This window comes from Streptomyces sp. NPDC048337, assembly GCF_043201175.1.
In the GTDB taxonomy this organism is placed as follows: Bacteria; Actinomycetota; Actinomycetes; order Streptomycetales; family Streptomycetaceae; genus Streptomyces.
Genome location: NZ_JBICYR010000020.1, coordinates 1 through 18803 on the forward strand (window position 1 = coordinate 1; position 18803 = coordinate 18803).

Here is an 18803-nt window from a genome sequence, read left to right on the forward strand (position 1 = left end):
TGTACGACGGCGACGCAGACGACACGAACCCCCACCCCTCCCGGACACCGACAACCCGAAGATCATCCCAGACGCCCGGACAACGTGACAGTGCCTCGCGGACGGTCCGCCGCTCTCCCACCTGCGGAGCCAGATCGCTACGGCCGCGTCCCGGTTCGCGGAACTGGCGCTGGCCGCCGACCCCGTGGTGTGGCGGGGGAAGCGTTTCGGCAAGGCCGTGCTGGTGGCCGCCGACCGGGAGCTCCCGGTCGCGGAGTTCACCCGCCGGGTGGCGAGCGACCCGCACCCCGGCCGGGTCGAACACGGCCGCGCCCTCATCGACTTCGCGGGCGGAGCAGTCCCGGTCTCGGACGCCTCGGCGGTGGCCTCGCCGGCGCCCCCGCCGTCGGTCTTCCGCTGATCCGGGGCTACTCCTGCGAAGCCGCCGCCAGCTCCCGCAGGCGCCGCTTGTCCGGCTTGCCGCGGTCCGTCAGCGGGAGCGCCGGCAGCCAGAACACCGCCGCCGGCCGCTGCCCCGGCGCCAGCTCCGCTGCGACCAGTGCGCACGCCTCGGCCGCCGCCTCCTCCGTCGGGGCGTGCCCGGGCGCGGCGACGAGGAAGGCGCACACGGCCTCCCCGGTGAGCGGGTCCGTCCGCCCGACGACGGCCGCCCGGGCCACGGCGGGGTGCCGGGTCAGGGCCGTCTCGATCGGGCCGCAGTAGATGTTCGCCCCGTGCACCATGACCACGTCCTTGACCCGGTCGTCGAGGTACAGGTACCCGTCGGCGTCGAAATGCCCGACGTCACCCGTGCGCAGCCAGCCGTCGTGTAGGACCTCGGCGGTCAGGGCGGGCTGGTTGCGGTAGCCGGCCATCACCATCGGGGAGCGCACCCACACCTCCCCGGTGGCCCCCGGTGCGGGGCCCCGCACCTCGACCTCCACCCCGGGCGCCGGGCGGCCTACGGAGCCGAGCAGGTGGGGGCGGTCGGTGGCCGCCGCGTCGTGGTCGGCCGGGGAGAGCCGGCTGAGCACCCCGGCCTCGTTCATCCCGTAGCCCTGGGTCCAGCGCACCCCCGGACCCCACCGGGTCAGGGCCCGCCGCAGCCGTTCCGGGTGGACGGGGGAGTCGCCGTAGGAGACCCGCACCAGGCCGGGTACGCCGTCGGCGGTCTCCGGGTCGTCGAGCAGCCGGTACAGCATCGAGGGCGTCAGGTACGTGGCCGCGGGCCCGAGCCGCCGGCAGGCCTCGGCGAACTCCCGGGTGCCGAAGGGGTGCAGGATCTCCGAGCGGCCGCCGATGCGCAGCTGCTCCAGGCACCGGCCGCCGGAGCGCTGGGAGAGCGAGTCGGTCGACACGAAGGTGAGCGGGGCGGAGCCCGGGGCGTCCGTGCGGGTGGCCGTACGGGCCGCCATCGCGGCGAAGGTGGAGGCCACCCCCTTCGGCCGGCCCGTCGTACCGCCCGTGTAGGTCACCCGGGCCACGTCCTCGTCGCGCGCCGCCACCTCGACGGGCAGGGGCTCGCGGGCGGAGGCCGACTCCAGCAGTGCGGGCAGGCCGATGCGGGCCCCTGGGCCCGGCGGGACCGGGGTGTCGTGGACCACCAGGGCGGGCGCACAGTCCCGTAGCAGGTGGTCGAGTCCGTGGGTCGTGGGGCCGACGCACACGTGGGTCAGCCGGGCCCCCAGCACGTGCGCGGCCAGCCGTACGAGCAGGCTCTCGGGCGGGTTGCCCGCCGTTACGCAGGCCAGCCCGGAGCCGCGCCGGATCCCCAGGCCGGCCAGGGCACCCGCCAGCCGGTACGTCCGGTCCAGCACCTCGGAGTAGGTCAGGACCCAGGACCCCGACCCGAAGGCGGGGCGGTCCGCGTACCGCTCGCAGGCGTCGATCAGGTCGGTGACGTAGCGCGCGCCGGTGCTCATGGCGCCACGGTATCCGGCGGTCCCGATCCGCAGGACGGGCCCTCGGGAGGCGGCTGACCCCGGAGGCGTCTGACCCGGGGGGCGGCCGTCTAGTCCCAATGCCGCTGTTTTAAGCCGTGGCCTTGGGTTTTCGCTTGGTCGGGGCGGTGCGTGAAGCCACTGCGTGCCCGCGCGCAGTTCCGCCGGACACCGAGTTCGGCTGCGATCGGCGGCGGATAGGCCTGTGCGTGTCCGACGACCGGGAGGGAACGCAGTGAGCGAGAACGAGCGGCTCAAGTCGCTGATCATCAGCGCAGCGCAGGAGCTGTGGGACGACAAGGCGGCACTCGGGAAGTTCCTCGGCGTGGTGCGGCGCGGCGAGGGGTGGACGCAGCCGGCCGACGAGCTGGAGAAGAACCGGCCGGCGAACGCCACGTTCCACGGCGTGAAGAGCGCCGAGTTCCAGGCGTAGCCCGGACCAGCCGGCACTCACATGGACACCAGGCGGACCCGGGCCGGGACGGCCGGCGCCCAAGGCCGGGCAGCGGGGTGAATCCCGGCTGTGGACGGGCTCACCCGATGGAGTGATCACCGGTGTGGACCAGCCGGCACGGGCGTGCTTCGTGGTCGACTGGCCGCACTGTCAGCACCGTTGCCGACGCAGGGAGAACCACTCATGGCCACCGCGTACTTCGCCTTCCACTGCCCGCCCAGGCAGGGGAAGGAGTTCGTCTTCGAGACCAGCGACGACGAGATCATCGCCCACGCCCGCCGGGTGCTCTCCGGCGAGGAGATGCTCCACCGCGGCGTGGTCCAGCTCGGCGGTCTCACGCGCCGACAGCCGTGCTGCCAGCGACTTCACCGCCTCCATCGAGCAGGCAAACGGGTCGGGGCCATCGCTGGTGCCGTAGCGTTCCATCCGGGCTCTTCTTCCTGATGTTCGTTTCGGTTCGCACCTACGAATGTAGGGAGAAGAGCCCCTTGAACACCGGGAGTTGGCCTACCTCACCGAGCCGGCCGCCGCCCGGTGGGCTGAGATGGTGAACTGTCCCGGCGTCTGTTCGGCCAGCCAGCCCCGCTCGACCAGCCGCTTCAGCTTCGACCGTGTCGCCTCGATCTTCGAGGTCTGGGCGGGCAGTCCGATCCTGGGCACGATCTGCTTCGCCTGCACCGCTCCCGGCGCGTCGTCGATCACGTCCACGATGTCGCGGTAGACCGGCGGGAGGTCCACGCTGGTCATCCCCTCCCGCCAGGCGGTCACGGTCTGCACCCCCATCACCCGGCCCCCGCCCACCGGCTCGGTCTCCGCCGGCGGCCGGGCCGCTTCGAGCGCCACTCCCTCGGCCGCGAGTTCCTCCAGCGTCTCCCGCGTCACCGTCAGCCGATCCAGCCGGCCCCGCTCAACCTCCAGCCGAACGGTCAACCCGGCGATCTCCCGCTCGAGTTCCTCCACCCGCAACTGCACCGCCGCCTGACGTTCCTCCAGCTCACCGAACAACGAGCCCATCCAGCACCACCTCCTCTACCGCCACGGGAGAGAAACCGCCACCCCGCCCACACCCGGATCAGCGAAACCCCAGCTCAACCGTCCCTGGAAAGGATCCGCACCCACCGGCGATGAACCTTCAACGAGCCGACCGGAAGGATCACGAAACCGCACTGGAGTAGTAGCGGCCACTCGGGACTCACCCAGTGGGAGCCAATTGCCGTGTCCAGGGGGAGGAATGCCGCAAAATCATCTAGGAAGTGAGGGAGCGGCGGACCAGCAAAGGAGAAACAGTATGTCAGTCGAAGGCTCCATTGAAATCGATGCACCCGTGGACAAGGTGTACGCGCTTTACATGGACCTTGAGGGGCTGCCGCGGTTGATCGAGCCTCTCAGGAAGGTGGAGCGAATCTCGGACACACTGACCGTGTGGACCTGGAATCGCGTTCCAGAGCCCGTGCGGGTGGAAGTCGTTCTGGTGTCCGCTCGGCGCAATCAGCGTGTGGAGTGGAAGATTGAACGGGACGCGTTCCCGTGCAAGGCCGTCACGGAGTTCCATGCCCTGGACGGCAACCGCACGCGCGTCGTACACCGCAGCGAGCACGACTTCGGGGTGTTCCTCTGTGTTAGCCAGCAGTTCATTCTGCTCGCGAAGAGGGTTACTGATGAGGCCCTGCGAGCCATGGCGAAGTGGGCGGAGGCGACCGCTGACGAGCCCCTCCAGAGGAGCAGGGAGCTGACGGGAGCTGCCGCGGGCTAGCCTCTCCACCACAGCCGTCGCGGTGTGGCTGCAACTCGTGAGCTGCAGCCACACCGTACGGATGCCCACTATGGCCGCCACCACCAACCTCGGCGAACGGAAAGGCTCAGCCCGCGGTGGACTCCGCCAACTCCTTGCCCTTCCGGAGAGTTTCTTGGGTCATGTGCTCGAACAGTTTCACCGCATCAAGCAGGTGCGCCTCAAGGGCGCTCCCTGCCCAGTTGGTGACCCCCACACCGAGACGTGAAGTCCCCAGACCCAAGTCCACGGTGTACTCGGTCCGATGATCGATGCGCGTGCGGTTGCCGTCCAGGGAATGGAAGACGGTGACCGCCCTGCACACGAGCGGCTTCTCAACGGCCCGCCACTCCGCACGCTTGTTGGGGCTCGTGGCCACGAGAGTCACTTCCACCTTCGCGGTGCCCCTCGGCAGGTTCGGATGCCGGAAGGTCCACATGCTCCGCTCGTCCGACAGTCGTTCCACCTCCTCGACGTCGTCGACGAGTTTCGGCACATTATCGAGATCCATGTAAATTGCGTACACGTGTTCCACAGGTGCATTGATCTCGACGGAGCCCTCGACGGTGGGCAGCTGCACCATGCTGTCTCTCCTTTACTGGTTCGGGTTCTTTCCGTTCACTTTCTAGACGATTTGTCGGCATTCTGCCCCCTGGACACGGCGGATGACCCCCACGGGGTGCGCCAGGGTGCCAGCCATGTCGAAGCCTGTCGTGAATGAATCGCGTTTAACGATAATCTGTAAGCCATGATCACCTCGAAGCTCTCCGTGTTCGGCGAGTAAAGGCGGAGCGGAAGCAGCTAAAAGCAATCCACGCGGAGGGTCGTGCTCGCCAGGACAGAGCCGCAGTGGTAACACAGATGCGCCCGCTTTTACGGACCGTCGTTCGCGTTCAACTCCCCTGAAAGCAAAGGGCGGCGAAATAATCCGACAAGCCGTTCAGGAGCTCTTTTGACCGCCCCTCCTCTCAGAGCTGTTGCCGGCCCGGCCGGGCTACCGGTGCTGAACTGCCTGCCCTCGTTTCGGCGCGATCCGCTGGGGTTCATGACCGGGCTGAGTGACAATGCGGGCGACTCGGTGACCGTCTCCCTGGCGCAGAAGCGGTGCCTGTTCATCTTCCATCCCGCTCATATCGCTGAACTGCTCGCCGCCAAGGAACGCACCTTCGGCATCCAACAGCCGGGCTGGGCGTTCCGGCGAGCGGCCGGGCAGAGCGTGCTGCTCAGCACGGGTGCCGAATGGCGCCGCAAGCGTGCGCTGGTGCAACCCGTCGTACGTCCACGAAGGACACGTGCCAACGCTCCGGTCATGGTCGACTGCGCGCAGGCCCTGGCGGACACCTGGCGCGACGGCATGCGAATCGATGTGTACGCGCACATGGTCCTGCTGACGCGCCGTGTCCTCCTGCGCACGCTGTTCGGCGACGACATCCGCGGGGCCATGGGCGGACTCGACGAAGCCCTGGCGACGGCAGAGAGGATCGTGGGTGCGGAGATCCGCAGCCTCGGCCAGTTCCTGCCGGGATGGGTGCCCGCACCCGGCCGCATCGGCCTGCGTCGGGCCGTATCCGTCATCGACGCCGAGGTAGGGCGTCTGATCCGAAATCGGCAGGCAGCGGGCGGCACTCACCAACGGGAGGATCTGCTCTGCCGTTTGTTGGAGGCTCGCGACCATTGCGGCCGTCCGCTGTCTGCGCAGGAGGTCCGCGACGAGGCCGTCACGCTCCTGGTCACCGGGCAGGCGACGGTCGCTACCGCGCTGACATGGTGCTGGCACCTGCTGTCGGGCCATCCGCACGCCGTTGAGCTGCTGGAAGCCGAACTGGTCCAGGTGTTGGCCGGGCGCGCCCCGTCCGTCGACGACTACCAGGACCTGATCGTCACCCGGCAGATCCTCCGAGAGGCCCTCCGGCTCTATCCGCCGCTGTGGCTGAGTCTCGCAGTGGCCCAGGACGGCGCTGTCCTGGGAAACGCAGCGATCCCTGCCGGAACAACGGTGCTTCACAGTCCGTGGATCACACAGCGCGACCCGCGGTGGTTTTCCGACCCTGCCGAGTTCCGCCCCGAGCGCTGGCATCCCCACCGCCACGATCCCCTCGGCGACCGTGCCTGGCTCCCCTTCGGCAGCGGTGCACGAGCCTGTCTGGGGGCCCATTTCGCCCAGACCATGGCGGTCTTGCTGCTGGCTACGCTCGCCCAGCGGTTTCGGCTCGATGTCCTCGAAGCGCCTCGTGGCCTGTACACCGGGCTGCTCCTCCAGCCCGATCCCCCGCTGACCGCGACCGTACGGGACAGGCGTACTTCCGCACGGCGGAGTCCCGGAGACGGCAGCCTCTGCGGACCACCGGACGATCGTCGTGGCACAGCGCACTTCACTCACGCCACGCCCTGACACCGAAGCGGTGCTTCGGATCGATGAGCACGGAGCCGACAGAAGGCGAATCTCCCGCCCGCTTGTCTGCCCACACCACCCCTCAGGAGTCACAGCACATGCATCTCAGTTTGATGGACGCCAAGCTGCATGCCGACAGCAGCGCGCAGATCGGAGCCGTACTCCACCTCATCGGTGACCCACCGCACGTCGACGAGCTGCGTACGCATGTGGCTGCGCGCATCAAATCCGTCCCCGCCTGGGGCATGACGATCGCAGGCCGGGGCGACCAAGCCCGATGGGCCGCAGTTCCCCTTGACCTGGAGCACCACGTCCGCAGCCGTTGCCTGCCGCCCGGACGTACGCTGGAGGACGGTCTCGTACACGAGCTGCAGCACAAGCCGTTCTCTGCTGAAAGACCCCAGTGGGACCTCACCCTTCTGACCGGCCATGCCCCGGGCAGGTACGCGATCATGTACCGCGTCAATCACGGGCTCATGGACGGGGCAGCCGTCATTCGCGCAGCCGAAGTACTCTTCGGGCCCTCCCAAATTTCCCCGGCTCAGTCCGCCGCTCTCGCTCCCGGGCTGTCCAAGGCTCCGAAGCCTTCCCGGCTCCTTGTGGCTGCCACCCTCGCGCGCGAGGTCCGTGCATTCGCACAGTCCGGACCGTGGAGGCACGAGAGCCTCACCTACTCCGACGAGCGGGTCAGCAAACGCACCACGGTGCCGGCGGACTTGCTCCGCCTGACCGCGCGTCCCCACGGCGGCACGTCCAACGATGTGTTCCTGGCAGCACTCGCACTCACCCTGTCCCGCTGGATCAACGAGCATGTGCCAGGGCAGAGCGCCGGACACGTTCAGATCGCCGCGGCGGTGAACGTGCGCCGACCCGACGAGATCGATCACCCTGGCAACCGCATCGGACTGGCGAACATCCAGCTGCCCTGCTCCGACACCGCCACGCCGGAACATCTCCGCCTGGTCTCCGAGGCCACTGGGGTGCTGAGGAGTCCCACCCATCGCGCTGCGATGTACCAGATCACCCGACACGCCCCCCGTTTCGCCGTGAAACCCGCCACCCGCTGGTTCACCAGCGCGAAGCGCCCCAACGTCATGACCTCGTACATGGCCCTCCGCCACCCGATGAGCTTTCGCGGTGCCCCGGTACATGCGGTGGACCCGGTGACGGTCCTGCCTGCGGGCTGCCCCCTTTCCGTCGTGCTGCTGCGCTATCAGGACCAGGCAACCGCGCACTTCGTCTCGGACAAGGCCCTGCCCGACCTGGACACCCTGAACGACGCATGGGGAAAGGCCGTGCACGCACTCGCCGACGGCCTTGCACACACCGACGACACCGCGCTCGCCGACACGGTCGCCCGCGACCCGTCGCTGCGGTGCTGACCAATCCGTCACGTCGTCTCACCGACAGACGGCCCCAGGCACACGAGGGCGCATCCGCCAACTCGGCACAGCGCCACGGTCCATCCTTGGTACGCCATGGGGCGCGCCGGAGTATGCGCGGACCTGTGCCCATGGCCGGACAACCATGTGGCCACCACCGCACGACGGCCTGTCGGCGCCGGGACGGCCGGCTGCTCTGCCTCTTATCCGCCGAGAAAGGACAAGCGAGGTGTTGTTCACACCATGCGTGACCACCGACGCCGAAACCCGCGACAAAGCCCGGTCCGAGGGTGCCCGGAGCGACTACTTCGCCGTGGGCGCCGGTGCAGAGCCTGACCACTGCCTGCGCGGGTTCGCATCCCCGGTCACCCGCAAACTCCTGAGCAGCAAAGGCCTGACCGTCACCTTGCTGGAAACCCTCAATGGGACTCCTGTGCATCTCAGCGACGTCCGCATCCAACAGGTTCCGGCTTCCCAAGCCTCACCCGTCGCCGCCACCTTGCTGGGTGCCGACGACAGCTGCGTCCTGCTCGTACGCCACTCCAGGCTGACGGACCCGAAAGGACAGCTGTTGTCGGTCAACCATGTCGTGGCACGCACGGACCTGGATTGCGACGTCCAGCGTTGCCTGAACGACCTGGCCGCGCCCCTGGGGGCGGCCCTGCGGTCCGTCCGGGGGACGACCCTCCACCGGGCAGTGCGGTACGTCGGCCGCACCGGCTGGCCGCCCAACCCCACACAGTCAGCCGCTTTCAGAATCTACCTGCTGTCGGACAATGAAGGGCCACTCGCTGCCATCCGCGAGGTGTTCGACCCCACGCGCTTTCCCGCCACTGCCGCTCACCCGGCGCCGGCTCGTGGACGGAACCTGTGATGTCAGCCCGCCGACGGCTGCGCACCCAGGTCGCGGTCATCGGTGCCGGTCCCGCCGGGCTGGTTCTGAGCAACGTGCTGCGCCGGGCCGGCATCGACACTCATGTGGTGGAACGGTGCAGCCAGGATGCCGTCGAACGGCGTGCGCGCGCCGGACTGCTGGAGCACCGTACGGTGGCCTATCTCGACAGCCACGGCCTGGCCGACCGGCTCATCGCGGACGGCGCCCGGCACGGCAGCTGCGACTTCCTGTGCCAAGGACGCCGACTGCGCCTGGACTATTGCGCGCTCACCGGCGGCGCGCACCACTGGGTCTATCCGCAGCAGTTCTTGGCTCGCGATCTGATCGCATCGCTGGCACAGACGAGCCAACCCCCGTTCTTCGGCCAGCCGGTGACCGACATTTCGCTACGGGGAGCCACGGCGCGCGTGACGTGCCCAGCAGCCACGATCGACTGCGACTACGTCGTCGGGTGCGATGGGCATCAGGGCATCACACGTACCACCGTCCCCGCCCACAGCCGCAGGGAAATCACCCGTAGCTGCCCCTACGACTGGCTCACCCTGCTGGCCGAAGTCGACCGTCCCGTGGAGCGTGTGGTCTACGGGGTACACCCGCGCGGTTTCGCCGGCATGATGCCGCGCACCCAGAATCTCGCCCGCCTCTACCTCCAGGTCCCCGCCGGTGAGACTCCGGACAACTGGCCAACTGCCCGGGTACGCGCCGAGTTGTTCGCCCGACTGGACAGCCCGAAGGCTCACCTCCCCCGCGTCCTCCACGTCTCCGACGCCGGTGCACTGCGCATACGCAGCACGCTCAGCCAGCAGTTCCGGCACGGCCGCCTGTTCCTCGCCGGTGACGCGGCGCACGTCCTCACCCCCGCGGGCGCGAAGGGTATGAACCTCGCCATCGGTGACGCCGCCGACCTCGCGTTCTCCCTCATCCGCCGCTACCACGACGGTGATCCGGACGGTCTGGCCGCCTACTCCACGCGACGCCTCAAGCAGGCCCGGCACGCCCAGGAGTTCTCCGACCACCTGCTGTGCCTGCTACACCTGCCTGAGTCGCACTCCGCCGCCCCGGAACTGGCCTGGCGGTCTGCGTACCTGCGCGGACTGACGGAGCCGAATCCCAAGGCCACGGCCTTCGCCCATCAATACGTCGGCTCAGGCGACGCACTGGCAGGCCTCCTTCCCCGCCTCCCGCACTTCCCGACCCCCCGAGGAACTTCCGTATGTCCCTCGTAATCCCGCAGGTCAAGGCCCTGTATGCGCTCTCCCGTGGTACCCAGGCCACGCTGAGCGTCGCTCAGCCGCTCGTCGCAGTGCTGCTCGCCACAGACCGGCCCCCGCCACTTCGACTCGCCATGGTGACCGCGTTCGCCCTCACCGGCTTCTTCGCCGTGTTCGCCGCCAACGACCTGTTCGACGCACCCCTGGACCGCGCCCGCGAACCGGACCACCAAGACGGCGTACGGGACATCGACAGCATCGGCGGACTCCACCCACTGGCTCGGGGACGACTGCGTCACCGTCACGCCCTGGCCTGGGTACTCGGGCTCAGCACCTTCGCTCTCGTCCTGGGGATGCTGCTGAGCCTCATCGCCGCAGCACTGTTCGTCACCGCGGCCCTGCTGCAGGTGCTCTACTGCAAGCTCGCCACCGTCACCGCAGCCAAGACGCTGGTCAGCGGCGTCATGGTCGCGGTGGGAACATCGGCTGGATGGTTCGTGTCCACCCCCGTCGTCGACCTTGTTCCGCTAGGGCTGTTCGCACTGTGGATGGCCGCGTGGGAGATCGGCGGGCGCAACATCCCCAACGACCTCGCGGACGTCGTCGAGGACGCCCGCATGGGCATCAGGACCGTCCCCGTTGCCTTCGGCCCACTGCGCAGCGCCCAGACCGCGTGTGTCTTCCTCACCATCACCGCTGTCGCCAGCATCTCCCTGGCTGTGACCAGCTGGACGTCCTTCGGCCCCATCGGCCTCGTCGGAACCGTGCTCACCGCAGGGCTGACACTCCTCATCCCCGCGCGGCGCCTCATCCAAAACCCCACGCCGCCGACCGCACTGGCCGTCTTCAACATCACCAGCTTGCACCCCGCATGCGTGCTCGCCGCCTTCGTGACTGGTCTCGTAACCCGATGAGTGCAGCCGCGTAGGGGAAGGAAGGCGTCGTCGACCGACCAGTCGACCCACTGGTCTTGTGTCCAGTCGGGGAGTCCGGGGCGGTCCGCGAAGGATGCGCGGTAGGCCTCGTAGAAGGCGCCCTGCGTGGCGTGAGTCCATTCTTCTGCATGAACGGCTGATGGAAGGGGGCATGACGGAAGCGGAGTCGTTAGGTCGCGGCGGTGGATGTCTTCGGCGAATGTCTGCCGGAAGCCTCGCGAACGGAAGAGCGCGGAGGCCTGCGGGGTCAACGACTCGGTCTCCAATTGCAGGCGCCCCAAGCCGCTGTCGGCCGCCAGGTCGAGGAGGTGGTCGAGGAGTCGGGCCCCGAGGCCGCGGCCGCGGTGGGCGGGATCGACGAGCCCCGTCACCACGCAGGCATCCGGCGAGGTACCCACCGCTCCGCAGGCGAGAAGACGGCCGTCGGCGAAGGCGCCGACGGCCCTCACGCCGGTACCAGTGTATCGGCGCGCCAGGAAGGACGGGCTTGTGGTCGCCTGGAGGCCGCCATCGGATCCGAGGCACCTCTTGGCGAGATCGACGATCGCGGACATGTCCTGCTGGGACAGCGGGGTCCAGTCGGTCCGTTCGACCATCACCATCGCCTCCTCCACGTTAGGGGATCGTACGTGCGCGCAGACTGCGCGGACACGCGTTCGTCGCCTCGGCGTCAATCCCACGCTCCGTCGCGACCGAGCTGACGGCCTGTCCACTGGACCGTGTCCTACCTGGACTCCTCCGATGACCGTCACCACCCCTGAACGCGTCAGGCAATGGGCCGGCCACCGGCGCTCCTGCCGTATCTGCCGCCCGGCGCCGGATCAGGCCACAGGGGCGTGCGGGCCGTTGGGGAGGCCGATGTCCGGCAGATAGTGGCGGAAGAACACGTGGCCCATGAGCTCTCTGCGGGAGCGCACGCCTGTCTTGTCGAAAATTGCCTTCAGGTGGTCCTGGACGGTGTACTCGGAGAGCCTCAACCGGTGGGAGATCTCCTTGGTGGAGGCACCGCGCAGGACCTGGGTGAGCACCGCGCATTCCCGAGGCGTCAGGGCGTATGCCTTGATCAGTGCCTCGACCTGGTCCGACGGGGCCGCGGGCCCGATGGACAGGGCCACGCGGGGCTCTTCGTGCGCTTCGAGCCGCCAGCCTTCGAGGGCGGCCCACCCGCCCGTACGGGTGCGCACGCAGGCGCGGCTGCCGCCCGATTCGCTGCGCCGCGCGGCGGCGGCCACGCTGTAGGCGGAGGCTGGCAAACCCCCGCCGCGAGCGGGTTCCTCGGCCAACTCGGCGAACCACGCTGCGGCCGTGGAGGATGTCGAGATGACCGAGTAGTCGGCGGCCAGGAGGGCGATGCCTGAGGTTCCGGAACGCATCGCCCGTGTCGGCGCCACCAGGGAGCGCCGCAGGGCCCGACCGAGTGGCGCGGACAGGCCCGCCGCGAACGCCAGCTCCGCATCCGAGAATGGCGGACGGTCCGCGGCTCGTGCCAGCACCAGCGCACCCCAGACCCGGCCGGCGTCCCGCAGTACGACCCTCATCTCGTCGCCCAGACCGAGCGGCCGGTAAATGTCGCGATAGCGGACGCTGCGCTCGAGGCGGCCGTCCAGGCTGGACGCCAGGCTGCCCACCGGCATGGACTGTTTGGCGAGCGCGGGCATCTGATTGGCGTCCCCCTCGCGGTACTCGATGTCGAGCATCCGGGGCATCCACTGGGCACTGACGCCGTGCCTGAAGCAGCCACCTGTGTTGAGAAGTGTGACCGGGTCGAGGAGTACCCCGGCCCAGAGGTCGAACGGCATGGCGACGGCCACCTCGGGCACCGCTTCTTCGAAAAGCGTCACAGGGGTGGCGGCCTGCTGCCCGGCCCGTACTGCTCGCTTCTGCGCCGCTTGTAAGGCGGGGCCCGACGGGCTCCGCAACGCCCGGCCGACATCGCGCATGAAGTCGCCTCCTCTGCGTCCCCTGCTGTCAGGGGAAGGTGCAGATCGTCGCCCGGGGCGCTGGACGATCGATAAACGGCCAGGCGGGGCCATGTCCGTTGCGGGCTGGCAGCGGCTGCCGCTCCCCGGGAAGGCGGTCGTGGCGACGCCCGTGGCATGCGGCAGAGGGGAACCGCCGCGGGCTGCAGGGAGCTGTGAGCCGCACGGATCCCAGATTTCTGGGATGTTCCGGGCCGCCGGAGTGGGATGACGATGGTGTCTCTAGACGATCGGCAACGATGACAGGGAGAAACCATGTCCGCACGGAGCAATCGGACGGTCGCGCTGGCGGCGGTGCTCTTCGGAGGGCTGGCCATGGCGCTGCCACCAGTGGCCCAGGCAGCCCCGACGACGGGGGCGGTTGCCTCCGCGTTACCGGTGGTGCCGGACGGTGCCGATGCGAAGGGCACCCAGGGGAAGACCGGGCTGAAGTCTGCGGCCGGCCCGTTCCAGATCGTGGCCCTGCACAGCGGCAAGTGCGCGGACGTCAACGGCGATCCGTGGAACCCGGGGAGCGACGGGGACAACGTCGCGCAGTGGACTTGCGGCAATTACAAGGCCACCAACCAACTGTGGTACCTGGAGGACGCGGGGGGCGGTTCGTACTACCTCAAGGCAGGCCACAGCTTCAAGTGCATGGACGTCGCAGGATTCTCGACCGAGAACGGGGGCAACGTCGTTCAGTGGAACTGCCACGGCGGCGCCAACCAGCGGTGGCGCATCAGCGGCCAGGCCTGGCAGGAGAACCACAACACGTTCAACCTCGTCTCGGAGTACAGCGGCAAGTGCCTTGACGTCGAGGGTGTTTCGACCCAGAACAAGGCCAACGTCCACCAGTGGGAGTGCCTCGGCTACCCGCAGAGGAACCAGCGCTGGTACCTCAACACCGTATGAGCGGACTCACCCCCGCGCAGTGTCCTCGGGCACTGCGCGGGCCGGACGTCGGTCATGCCGGCGCCGAGCTCGACCAGGAACTGATCACGGACGGTGCGGAAGAACCGTTCGATTTTCCCTCTGCCCTGAGGCCGTCCGGGCTTGGAGTGGGTGAGCCGGACGGCCAGGGACGCCCCGGCCCTCAGCGGCCGGCTGTCCACGAACGCCGACCCTTTGTCGACATAGATCGACTCCGGGACTCCGCGGGCAGACAGGGCCGGCCCCAGGGCGGCGGCCAGGAGGACGGTGTCCTCGGCGAACCCGAACCGTTGCCCGACGATCGCTCGGCTGTGATCGTCGATGAACGCGAACAAGTACGTCTTGCGGCCGCCGATCTTCGGTCCGTGGAGGGCGTCCCCGGTCCACGGCTCGTTGCCGCGGGCGGCCTCGAACCGGCCGAACACGCTCTTGTCGCCGCCATCGCCCGTCAGGCCGGCATCGGCGAAGTGCCGCTGCAGCGTCTGGTCGGTCGGCGACCACCCCTGCGTGGTCCGCAGGATCCGCTGGATCTGCGCGGCCGTCCGGCCGAGTTCTCCTTCTTCAGCGCCGCCGCCCGGTCCAAGACCTCCGCCGGGGTCCGGGGCACTGCTTTGCGCGGCTCGGGGACCAGCGCGGCGAACCCACTGCTGCTGTGGTGCCTGGCCCACCGGTCGATCGCGCTCCGGGACACCTTCACCTGCTGTCCGAAAGAGCAGGTGTGCTCCTTGGCCGCCAACTCTGGCTGGACGAGGACACGCCGGGCATGCTCACCCCGGCCCGTCGCAGGGGTGACTTTTCGCCCAACTCCCGTTGACAGCAGGGCTCTTTCCGCGCCTGTATTCGAAGGTGAGCGACCCCATCGATGCTGGACGGGAAGAGCCCTGGAGATGAAACGTACGACACGCATGCCACCACTGATTCCTTTGCCCGCTCCCTGAGCAACTTCGAGACGCTGATCCGCACCCTGTCGGGCAGCGATGCCAGCACGTGGACCCACGCCGAACCGGAGGAGCTCCTCGACGCGGCGGGGCGGGACCTGCTCCGACGGCTGCCGCAGGACCACCTGGACCTTCGCGGTCAGCGCAAGGAGAAGCAGGTCCGTGCAGGTGCAGGCCCGATCGTGGTGCCGGGCCGGAGGGTCAGGTACTGCCCTGGCAGGGCCAGGCCACCAGCGGTGGCTGGCCACCGTGTTCGGGCTGGTCCAGGTCACCCGCGTCGCCCACCGAGGCCCCGGCGCCTGCCATGCCCACCCCACCGACCCAGTCCTTTCCCTGCCGACGGGCGGACACTCGAACGGCCTACGGCGGCTCGCGGTGCCGGTCCCCAGAACCGTGACTACTCCCGGTCCGTGCGGCGGAAGGCGGCCCGGTACGCGCTCGGGCGGTGGCCGGTGTGGCGGGCGAAGAGAGCGGAGAAGGTGCCCGGGTCCTGGTAGCCGACGACCGCGGCGACTGCGGCGACGGTGCGGTCGGTCGTCTCCAGGAGATGGCGGGCGCGGCGGACCCGGGAGGCCTGCAGATGGGCGAGCGGGCTGTGTCCGGTCTCTTCGGCGAAGCGGCGCAGCAGCGTGCGGGTGCTGACGTGGAATGCGTCCGCGAGTGCGGGGAGGTCGTAGCGCTCGGCGAGGTTCTGGTCGAGCCGCCGCATGACCCGCTGGGAGAACTCCCGGCCGGGCCGCGGGAGGAGACGTGGGTCGACGTACGGGGTCTGGGAGGCCCGTGCGTCGTCGACGAGCGCCAGCCGCGCGGTGGTCCGGGCCACCCGGGCGCCGTTGTGCCGGCGGATCAGGTCCAGCGCGAAGTCGTACATGGCGCTGAAGGCGGCGGTGGTCGTCACCCCCGTGTCGGTGACGACCAGGTGCTCGGGGCGCACGTCGGCGTCGGGACAGCGCCTGGCCAGTTCGCCGGCGTACAGCCAGGAGGTGGTGGCCCGGCGCCGGTCGAGCAGTCCCGACTCGGCGAGCAGGAACGCGCCGACGCAGAGGGAGACTACGGCGGTGCCGGCGGTGGCCTGCGCGCGGATCACCGCGATCTCGGGGGCGAGCCCGGCGAGCCGCGCGTCGAGATCGGTGTCCGGGCGCAACTCGAAGCCCGGGACCACGAGGACGTCGGCCTCGCGCGGGGGACGTACGTCCAGGCCTGCGCCGCCCGAGGCGGTGACCCGGCGACGGGGTGAGACGACCGACACCCGGTAGCCGGGCGCGTCCGGTCCTGCGACGTGCGCGGCCATCGTCAGCAGGTCGGGGACGCCAAACACTTCGGACGCGAAGCAGCCCGGGTACGCCAGGACCCCGACCCGCAGCTCACCGGGCCCGGCGCCCGGACCCGTACCGTCCTCCCTCTGCCGCGCCGCGCGCACCATCGCTCCCGCACCCCCTGGTTTCCCCGGCCCGCCGTCGCCGACCGCGTCCCGATCGTCCACCTCGCGGGTGGCGAGACTACCCCGCACATTGGCGATCCCGCCCCTCACCCGGCGGCCGATCCGGACACCAGGCTGGCCCCATGAGCGACGACGATCCGATCACCGACTTCACCCGCCGGACCGTGGCCGTGGAGGGGGTGGAGAAGACGGTGTACGTGGCCGGGGCCGGGCCCGCCGTCGTGGTGCTGCCCGAGATGCCGGGCATCAGCCCCGACGTCCTGCGGCTCGCGCGCTGGGTGCGGGACGCGGGCTTCACCGTCCATGTGCCCTCACTGTTCGGGAGGGACGGAGCCTTCCCCACGGTCGACGGCGGCCGGGAGGAAGTCCGCCGCGCCTGCGTCAGCGCGGAGTTCCGCGCCTTCGCCGGGGGCGGCACCAGCCCGGTGACGGTCTGGCTGCGCGGACTGGCGCGCCAGGCCCACACCGCATGCGGGGGGCCTGGTGTGGGGGCGATCGGCCTGTGCTTCACCGGCAACTTCGCCCTCACCATGGCCCTGGAGCCGGCCGTGATCGCCCCCGTGGTCAACCACCCCTCGCTGCCGCTCGACGATCCCGCCGGACTCGAACTCGGCGCGGCGGACGCACGCGCGGTGCGCGACCGGCTCGAGCGCGACGGACTCTCCGTCCTCGCCTACCGATTCGAGGGCGACCGCTGGTGCACCGGGCAGCGCTTCGCCGCATACCGGGCGCTGCTCGGCGACGCCTTCGACGGGCGCGTCCTGCCGGACACCGCGGCCAACCCAGCTCCGCCGCCCTTCTTCGCCGACCTGGTCGGCACCCCGCACAGTGTCGTCACCGCCCATCTCGTCGACGAGGCCGGCCACCCCACGGTCCGGGCCCGCGACGAGATCCTCGCCTTCCTGGCGGACCGTCTGCACCCGCACGGGAAGGACGCCCCGTGTGACCGTCGTCCCGGACTGTCTGCCCTGACCCCCGAGGGGCCCGGCGGTGCTGGGCGATGAACGCGCGGCCCGCGGTGGCGATCCGCAGGACGTTGTCGCCCAGGCGGTGAGGACCTTGACCTGGACTCAGGGCAAGCCGGGATGGACGGAGTTGACGTTCCCGTCGAACTGGACCAGAGTCAAGCTGATGGCTGACCGTCCGCTCGACTTCCAGCCCGGCCGGGAACGGCCGCACCGGCCCCCGCAAAAGCCAGTGCGACCAGGAGGGTTGTTCAAAAGCCCTTGGGCCTTGACCCCGAATCCTGAACACGGTTTATGCGGCTGGTGCCAGCGTAGTTGGTGGAGCTTCGAGTGCGGCTTCGTAGGTGATGGGGCTGCGGTGTCCGAGGCGGGAGTGCCGGCGTCGGGTGTTGTAGCGGGTCAGCCATCGGAAGGCGTCGAGTCGGGCCTGGCGCTCGTTGGGCCAGCTCTTTCGGCCCTGGAGCGTTTCGCGTTTGAAGGTCGCGTTGAAGGACTCTGCGAGAGCGTTGTCCGCGCTGGACCCGACCGCACTCATGCTCTGTCGGACCCCTGCTGACCTGCAGGCTTCGGCGAATGCCCTGCTTGTGTACTGGGCTCCGTGATCGCTGTGGAAGACGGCGCCGGCCAGGCTGCCGCGGACCCGGGCGGCTGTACGGAGTGCGTCGGTGACCAGCGAGGTGCGCATGTGGTCGGCGATCGACCAGCCCACCAGACGGCGCGAGAAGCAGTCGATCACGGTCGCCAGATACAGAAAGTCGCCGTCGCCCACCGGCAGGTAGGTGATGTCGCCGACGTACTTGGTGTTCGGGGCGCTCGCGGTGAAGTCGCGCCCCACCAGGTCGGGCATCGGTGTGGCGGACGGTTCGGGCACGGTGGTGACCTGACGCTTGCGCAGCCGCAGCCCGGCGATGCCGTACTTACGCATGACCCGTCCGACGCGCTTGTGGTTCACGCGCTCGCCGTCCTCGCGCAGATCGGCGGTGATCCGGGGCCGGCCGTAGGTGCCGTCCCACTCGGTGTGCACGGCCCGGATCCGCTCGGCGAGAGCGGCGTCGGCCTGCTCACGAGCGGCACGGGCCGCGCGGCCGGCCCGCCACTTGTAGAAGCTGGAGCGGGCGATCTCCAGCACGGCGCACAACCGCTTCACGCCCCAGGCGCGGTGGTGGTCCTCGATGAACTGGAAGCGGTTGGTCACCAGGTCATCTCTTGTGCGAAAAACTTCGTCGCCTTGCGTAGAATGTCACGCTCGGTGGCGAGTTTCTGCGTCTCTTTGCGCGCTGCCGCCAGCTCGCGGCGCAGGGCCTCGTTCTCGGCCTGAAGCTCCTCGGCCGTCGGCGGGGAATCCACCGTGTTCTTCTCCGTACTCGTCGTGCTGTTCCCGCCACGGCGGGCCCGTTCGGCCCGCACCCAGTTACGCAGCGTCTCGCGGCTGATCCCCAGATCCTTGCCGATGCCCTCGAAGGTGTGGCCCGGGTCCGACAGGTACAGCGCGACAGCGTCCGCCTTGAACTCAGGCGAGTAGACCTTCATCACCATAAAAGATGCCTCCTACCCTGCCCCTGCCGGGGCCGGGCTCAGAGGTGTCCACCACTCGGGGACAGGTCCCGTC

Annotated in this window: 17 protein-coding genes and 2 pseudogenes; 10 read left to right on the forward strand and 9 right to left on the reverse strand. The window is 69.4% G+C overall.

Features of this window, described 5'->3' with window-relative positions; all coding sequences use genetic code 11:
* Positions 1-94 precede the first annotated feature (94 nt).
* Positions 95-400: pseudogene (locus tag ACGFYU_RS27535) on the forward strand (spermine synthase); the annotation flags it as partial.
* Between the two features lie 7 nt (positions 401-407).
* Here the strand turns inward: ACGFYU_RS27535 and ACGFYU_RS27540 are convergent.
* Positions 408-1901, reverse strand: coding sequence for an AMP-binding protein (locus ACGFYU_RS27540; RefSeq protein ID WP_365928774.1), 1494 nt, complete (start codon positions 1899-1901; stop codon positions 408-410).
* Positions 1902-2154: 253 nt separating this feature from the next.
* Between ACGFYU_RS27540 and ACGFYU_RS27545 the strand changes: the two genes are divergently transcribed.
* The gene (locus tag ACGFYU_RS27545; protein WP_393829990.1) at positions 2155-2352 is read left to right on the forward strand and encodes a hypothetical protein; all 198 of its coding nucleotides are present in this window, start codon (positions 2155-2157) and stop codon (positions 2350-2352) included.
* Between the two features lie 171 nt (positions 2353-2523).
* On the opposite strand, the gene ACGFYU_RS27550 is transcribed toward ACGFYU_RS27545, so the two are convergent.
* A complete protein-coding gene (locus tag ACGFYU_RS27550) occupies positions 2524-2799 on the reverse strand; it encodes a hypothetical protein (protein WP_393829991.1) in 276 nt (91 codons plus the stop codon).
* Between the two features lie 81 nt (positions 2800-2880).
* The gene (locus ACGFYU_RS27555; RefSeq protein WP_393829992.1) at positions 2881-3387 is read right to left on the reverse strand and encodes a hypothetical protein; all 507 of its coding nucleotides are present in this window, start codon (positions 3385-3387) and stop codon (positions 2881-2883) included.
* A 274-nt stretch (positions 3388-3661) separates the two neighbouring features.
* Between ACGFYU_RS27555 and ACGFYU_RS27560 the strand changes: the two genes are divergently transcribed.
* Positions 3662-4126, forward strand: a complete 465-nt coding sequence (locus ACGFYU_RS27560; RefSeq protein ID WP_393829993.1) for an SRPBCC family protein — start codon at positions 3662-3664, stop codon at positions 4124-4126.
* A gap of 106 nt (positions 4127-4232) precedes the next feature.
* On the opposite strand, the gene ACGFYU_RS27565 is transcribed toward ACGFYU_RS27560, so the two are convergent.
* Positions 4233-4727, reverse strand: a complete 495-nt coding sequence (locus ACGFYU_RS27565; RefSeq protein ID WP_393829994.1) for an SRPBCC family protein — start codon at positions 4725-4727, stop codon at positions 4233-4235.
* A 369-nt stretch (positions 4728-5096) separates the two neighbouring features.
* Between ACGFYU_RS27565 and ACGFYU_RS27570 the strand changes: the two genes are divergently transcribed.
* The 5 genes from ACGFYU_RS27570 (at position 5097) to ACGFYU_RS27590 (ending at position 10938) form a co-directional block, all read left to right on the forward strand.
* Entirely contained in the window at positions 5097-6536 is a 1440-nt protein-coding gene (locus ACGFYU_RS27570) for a cytochrome P450 (RefSeq protein WP_393829995.1), read from the forward strand.
* Between the two features lie 98 nt (positions 6537-6634).
* Positions 6635-7918, forward strand: a complete 1284-nt coding sequence (locus ACGFYU_RS27575; protein ID WP_393829996.1) for a wax ester/triacylglycerol synthase domain-containing protein — start codon at positions 6635-6637, stop codon at positions 7916-7918.
* A 247-nt stretch (positions 7919-8165) separates the two neighbouring features.
* Positions 8166-8792 carry a hypothetical protein gene (locus ACGFYU_RS27580; protein ID WP_393829997.1) on the forward strand — a complete coding sequence of 209 codons (627 nt, stop codon included), beginning with the start codon at positions 8166-8168 and terminating at the stop codon, positions 8790-8792.
* Positions 8792-10039 carry a 4-hydroxybenzoate 3-monooxygenase gene (locus tag ACGFYU_RS27585; protein WP_393829998.1) on the forward strand — a complete coding sequence of 416 codons (1248 nt, stop codon included), beginning with the start codon at positions 8792-8794 and terminating at the stop codon, positions 10037-10039. The genes ACGFYU_RS27580 and ACGFYU_RS27585 overlap by 1 nt, the downstream gene beginning before the upstream one ends.
* Positions 10027-10938: a UbiA prenyltransferase family protein gene (locus ACGFYU_RS27590; RefSeq protein ID WP_393829999.1), complete on the forward strand. Its 912-nt coding sequence runs from the start codon at positions 10027-10029 to the stop codon at positions 10936-10938. The genes ACGFYU_RS27585 and ACGFYU_RS27590 overlap by 13 nt, the downstream gene beginning before the upstream one ends.
* A gap of 224 nt (positions 10939-11162) precedes the next feature.
* Here the strand turns inward: ACGFYU_RS27590 and ACGFYU_RS27595 are convergent.
* Positions 11163-11561 (reverse strand): annotated as a pseudogene (locus ACGFYU_RS27595) (GNAT family N-acetyltransferase); the annotation flags it as partial.
* Positions 11562-11780: 219 nt separating this feature from the next.
* Positions 11781-12899, reverse strand: coding sequence for a LuxR C-terminal-related transcriptional regulator (locus ACGFYU_RS27600; protein ID WP_393830000.1), 1119 nt, complete (start codon positions 12897-12899; stop codon positions 11781-11783).
* A gap of 294 nt (positions 12900-13193) precedes the next feature.
* On the opposite strand from ACGFYU_RS27600, the gene ACGFYU_RS27605 reads away from it, so the two are divergent.
* The gene (locus ACGFYU_RS27605) at positions 13194-13832 is read left to right on the forward strand and encodes an RICIN domain-containing protein (protein ID WP_393830001.1); all 639 of its coding nucleotides are present in this window, start codon (positions 13194-13196) and stop codon (positions 13830-13832) included.
* Here ACGFYU_RS27605 and ACGFYU_RS27610 read toward each other — a convergent pair.
* Together ACGFYU_RS27610 and ACGFYU_RS27615 are read right to left on the reverse strand one after the other, a co-directional pair.
* A complete protein-coding gene (locus tag ACGFYU_RS27610; RefSeq protein WP_393830002.1) occupies positions 13790-14518 on the reverse strand; it encodes a DDE-type integrase/transposase/recombinase in 729 nt (242 codons plus the stop codon). The two genes, ACGFYU_RS27605 and ACGFYU_RS27610, sit on opposite strands and share 43 nt — an antisense overlap.
* A 667-nt stretch (positions 14519-15185) precedes the next feature.
* The gene (locus tag ACGFYU_RS27615; RefSeq protein WP_393830003.1) at positions 15186-16298 is read right to left on the reverse strand and encodes a GlxA family transcriptional regulator; all 1113 of its coding nucleotides are present in this window, start codon (positions 16296-16298) and stop codon (positions 15186-15188) included.
* A gap of 53 nt (positions 16299-16351) precedes the next feature.
* Between ACGFYU_RS27615 and ACGFYU_RS27620 the strand changes: the two genes are divergently transcribed.
* Positions 16352-17233 carry a dienelactone hydrolase family protein gene (locus tag ACGFYU_RS27620; RefSeq protein WP_393830004.1) on the forward strand — a complete coding sequence of 294 codons (882 nt, stop codon included), beginning with the start codon at positions 16352-16354 and terminating at the stop codon, positions 17231-17233.
* Between the two features lie 253 nt (positions 17234-17486).
* Here the strand turns inward: ACGFYU_RS27620 and ACGFYU_RS27625 are convergent.
* A protein-coding gene (locus ACGFYU_RS27625) for an IS3 family transposase (RefSeq protein ID WP_393830005.1) occupies positions 17487-18730 on the reverse strand; the annotation gives its coding sequence in 2 pieces (ribosomal slippage) (positions 17487-18412 and positions 18412-18730; 1245 coding nt in all).
* Between the last annotated feature and the right edge of the window lie 73 nt (positions 18731-18803).

What these genes read in the sequence shown, in the direction of transcription:
- ACGFYU_RS27540 (WP_365928774.1), bottom strand. Translation starts at nt 1,901, where the DNA reads ATGAGCACCGGCGCGCGCTACGTCACCGACCTGATCGACGCCTGCGAG.
- ACGFYU_RS27550 (WP_393829991.1), bottom strand. Translation starts at nt 2,799, where the DNA reads ATGGAACGCTACGGCACCAGCGATGGCCCCGACCCGTTTGCCTGCTCG.
- ACGFYU_RS27555 (WP_393829992.1), bottom strand. Translation starts at nt 3,387, where the DNA reads ATGGGCTCGTTGTTCGGTGAGCTGGAGGAACGTCAGGCGGCGGTGCAG.
- ACGFYU_RS27560 (WP_393829993.1), top strand. Translation starts at nt 3,662, where the DNA reads ATGTCAGTCGAAGGCTCCATTGAAATCGATGCACCCGTGGACAAGGTG.
- ACGFYU_RS27565 (WP_393829994.1), bottom strand. Translation starts at nt 4,727, where the DNA reads ATGGTGCAGCTGCCCACCGTCGAGGGCTCCGTCGAGATCAATGCACCT.
- ACGFYU_RS27575 (WP_393829996.1), top strand. Translation starts at nt 6,635, where the DNA reads ATGCATCTCAGTTTGATGGACGCCAAGCTGCATGCCGACAGCAGCGCG.
- ACGFYU_RS27585 (WP_393829998.1), top strand. Translation starts at nt 8,792, where the DNA reads ATGTCAGCCCGCCGACGGCTGCGCACCCAGGTCGCGGTCATCGGTGCC.
- ACGFYU_RS27590 (WP_393829999.1), top strand. Translation starts at nt 10,027, where the DNA reads ATGTCCCTCGTAATCCCGCAGGTCAAGGCCCTGTATGCGCTCTCCCGT.
- ACGFYU_RS27600 (WP_393830000.1), bottom strand. Translation starts at nt 12,899, where the DNA reads ATGCGCGATGTCGGCCGGGCGTTGCGGAGCCCGTCGGGCCCCGCCTTA.
- ACGFYU_RS27605 (WP_393830001.1), top strand. Translation starts at nt 13,194, where the DNA reads ATGTCCGCACGGAGCAATCGGACGGTCGCGCTGGCGGCGGTGCTCTTC.
- ACGFYU_RS27620 (WP_393830004.1), top strand. Translation starts at nt 16,352, where the DNA reads ATGAGCGACGACGATCCGATCACCGACTTCACCCGCCGGACCGTGGCC.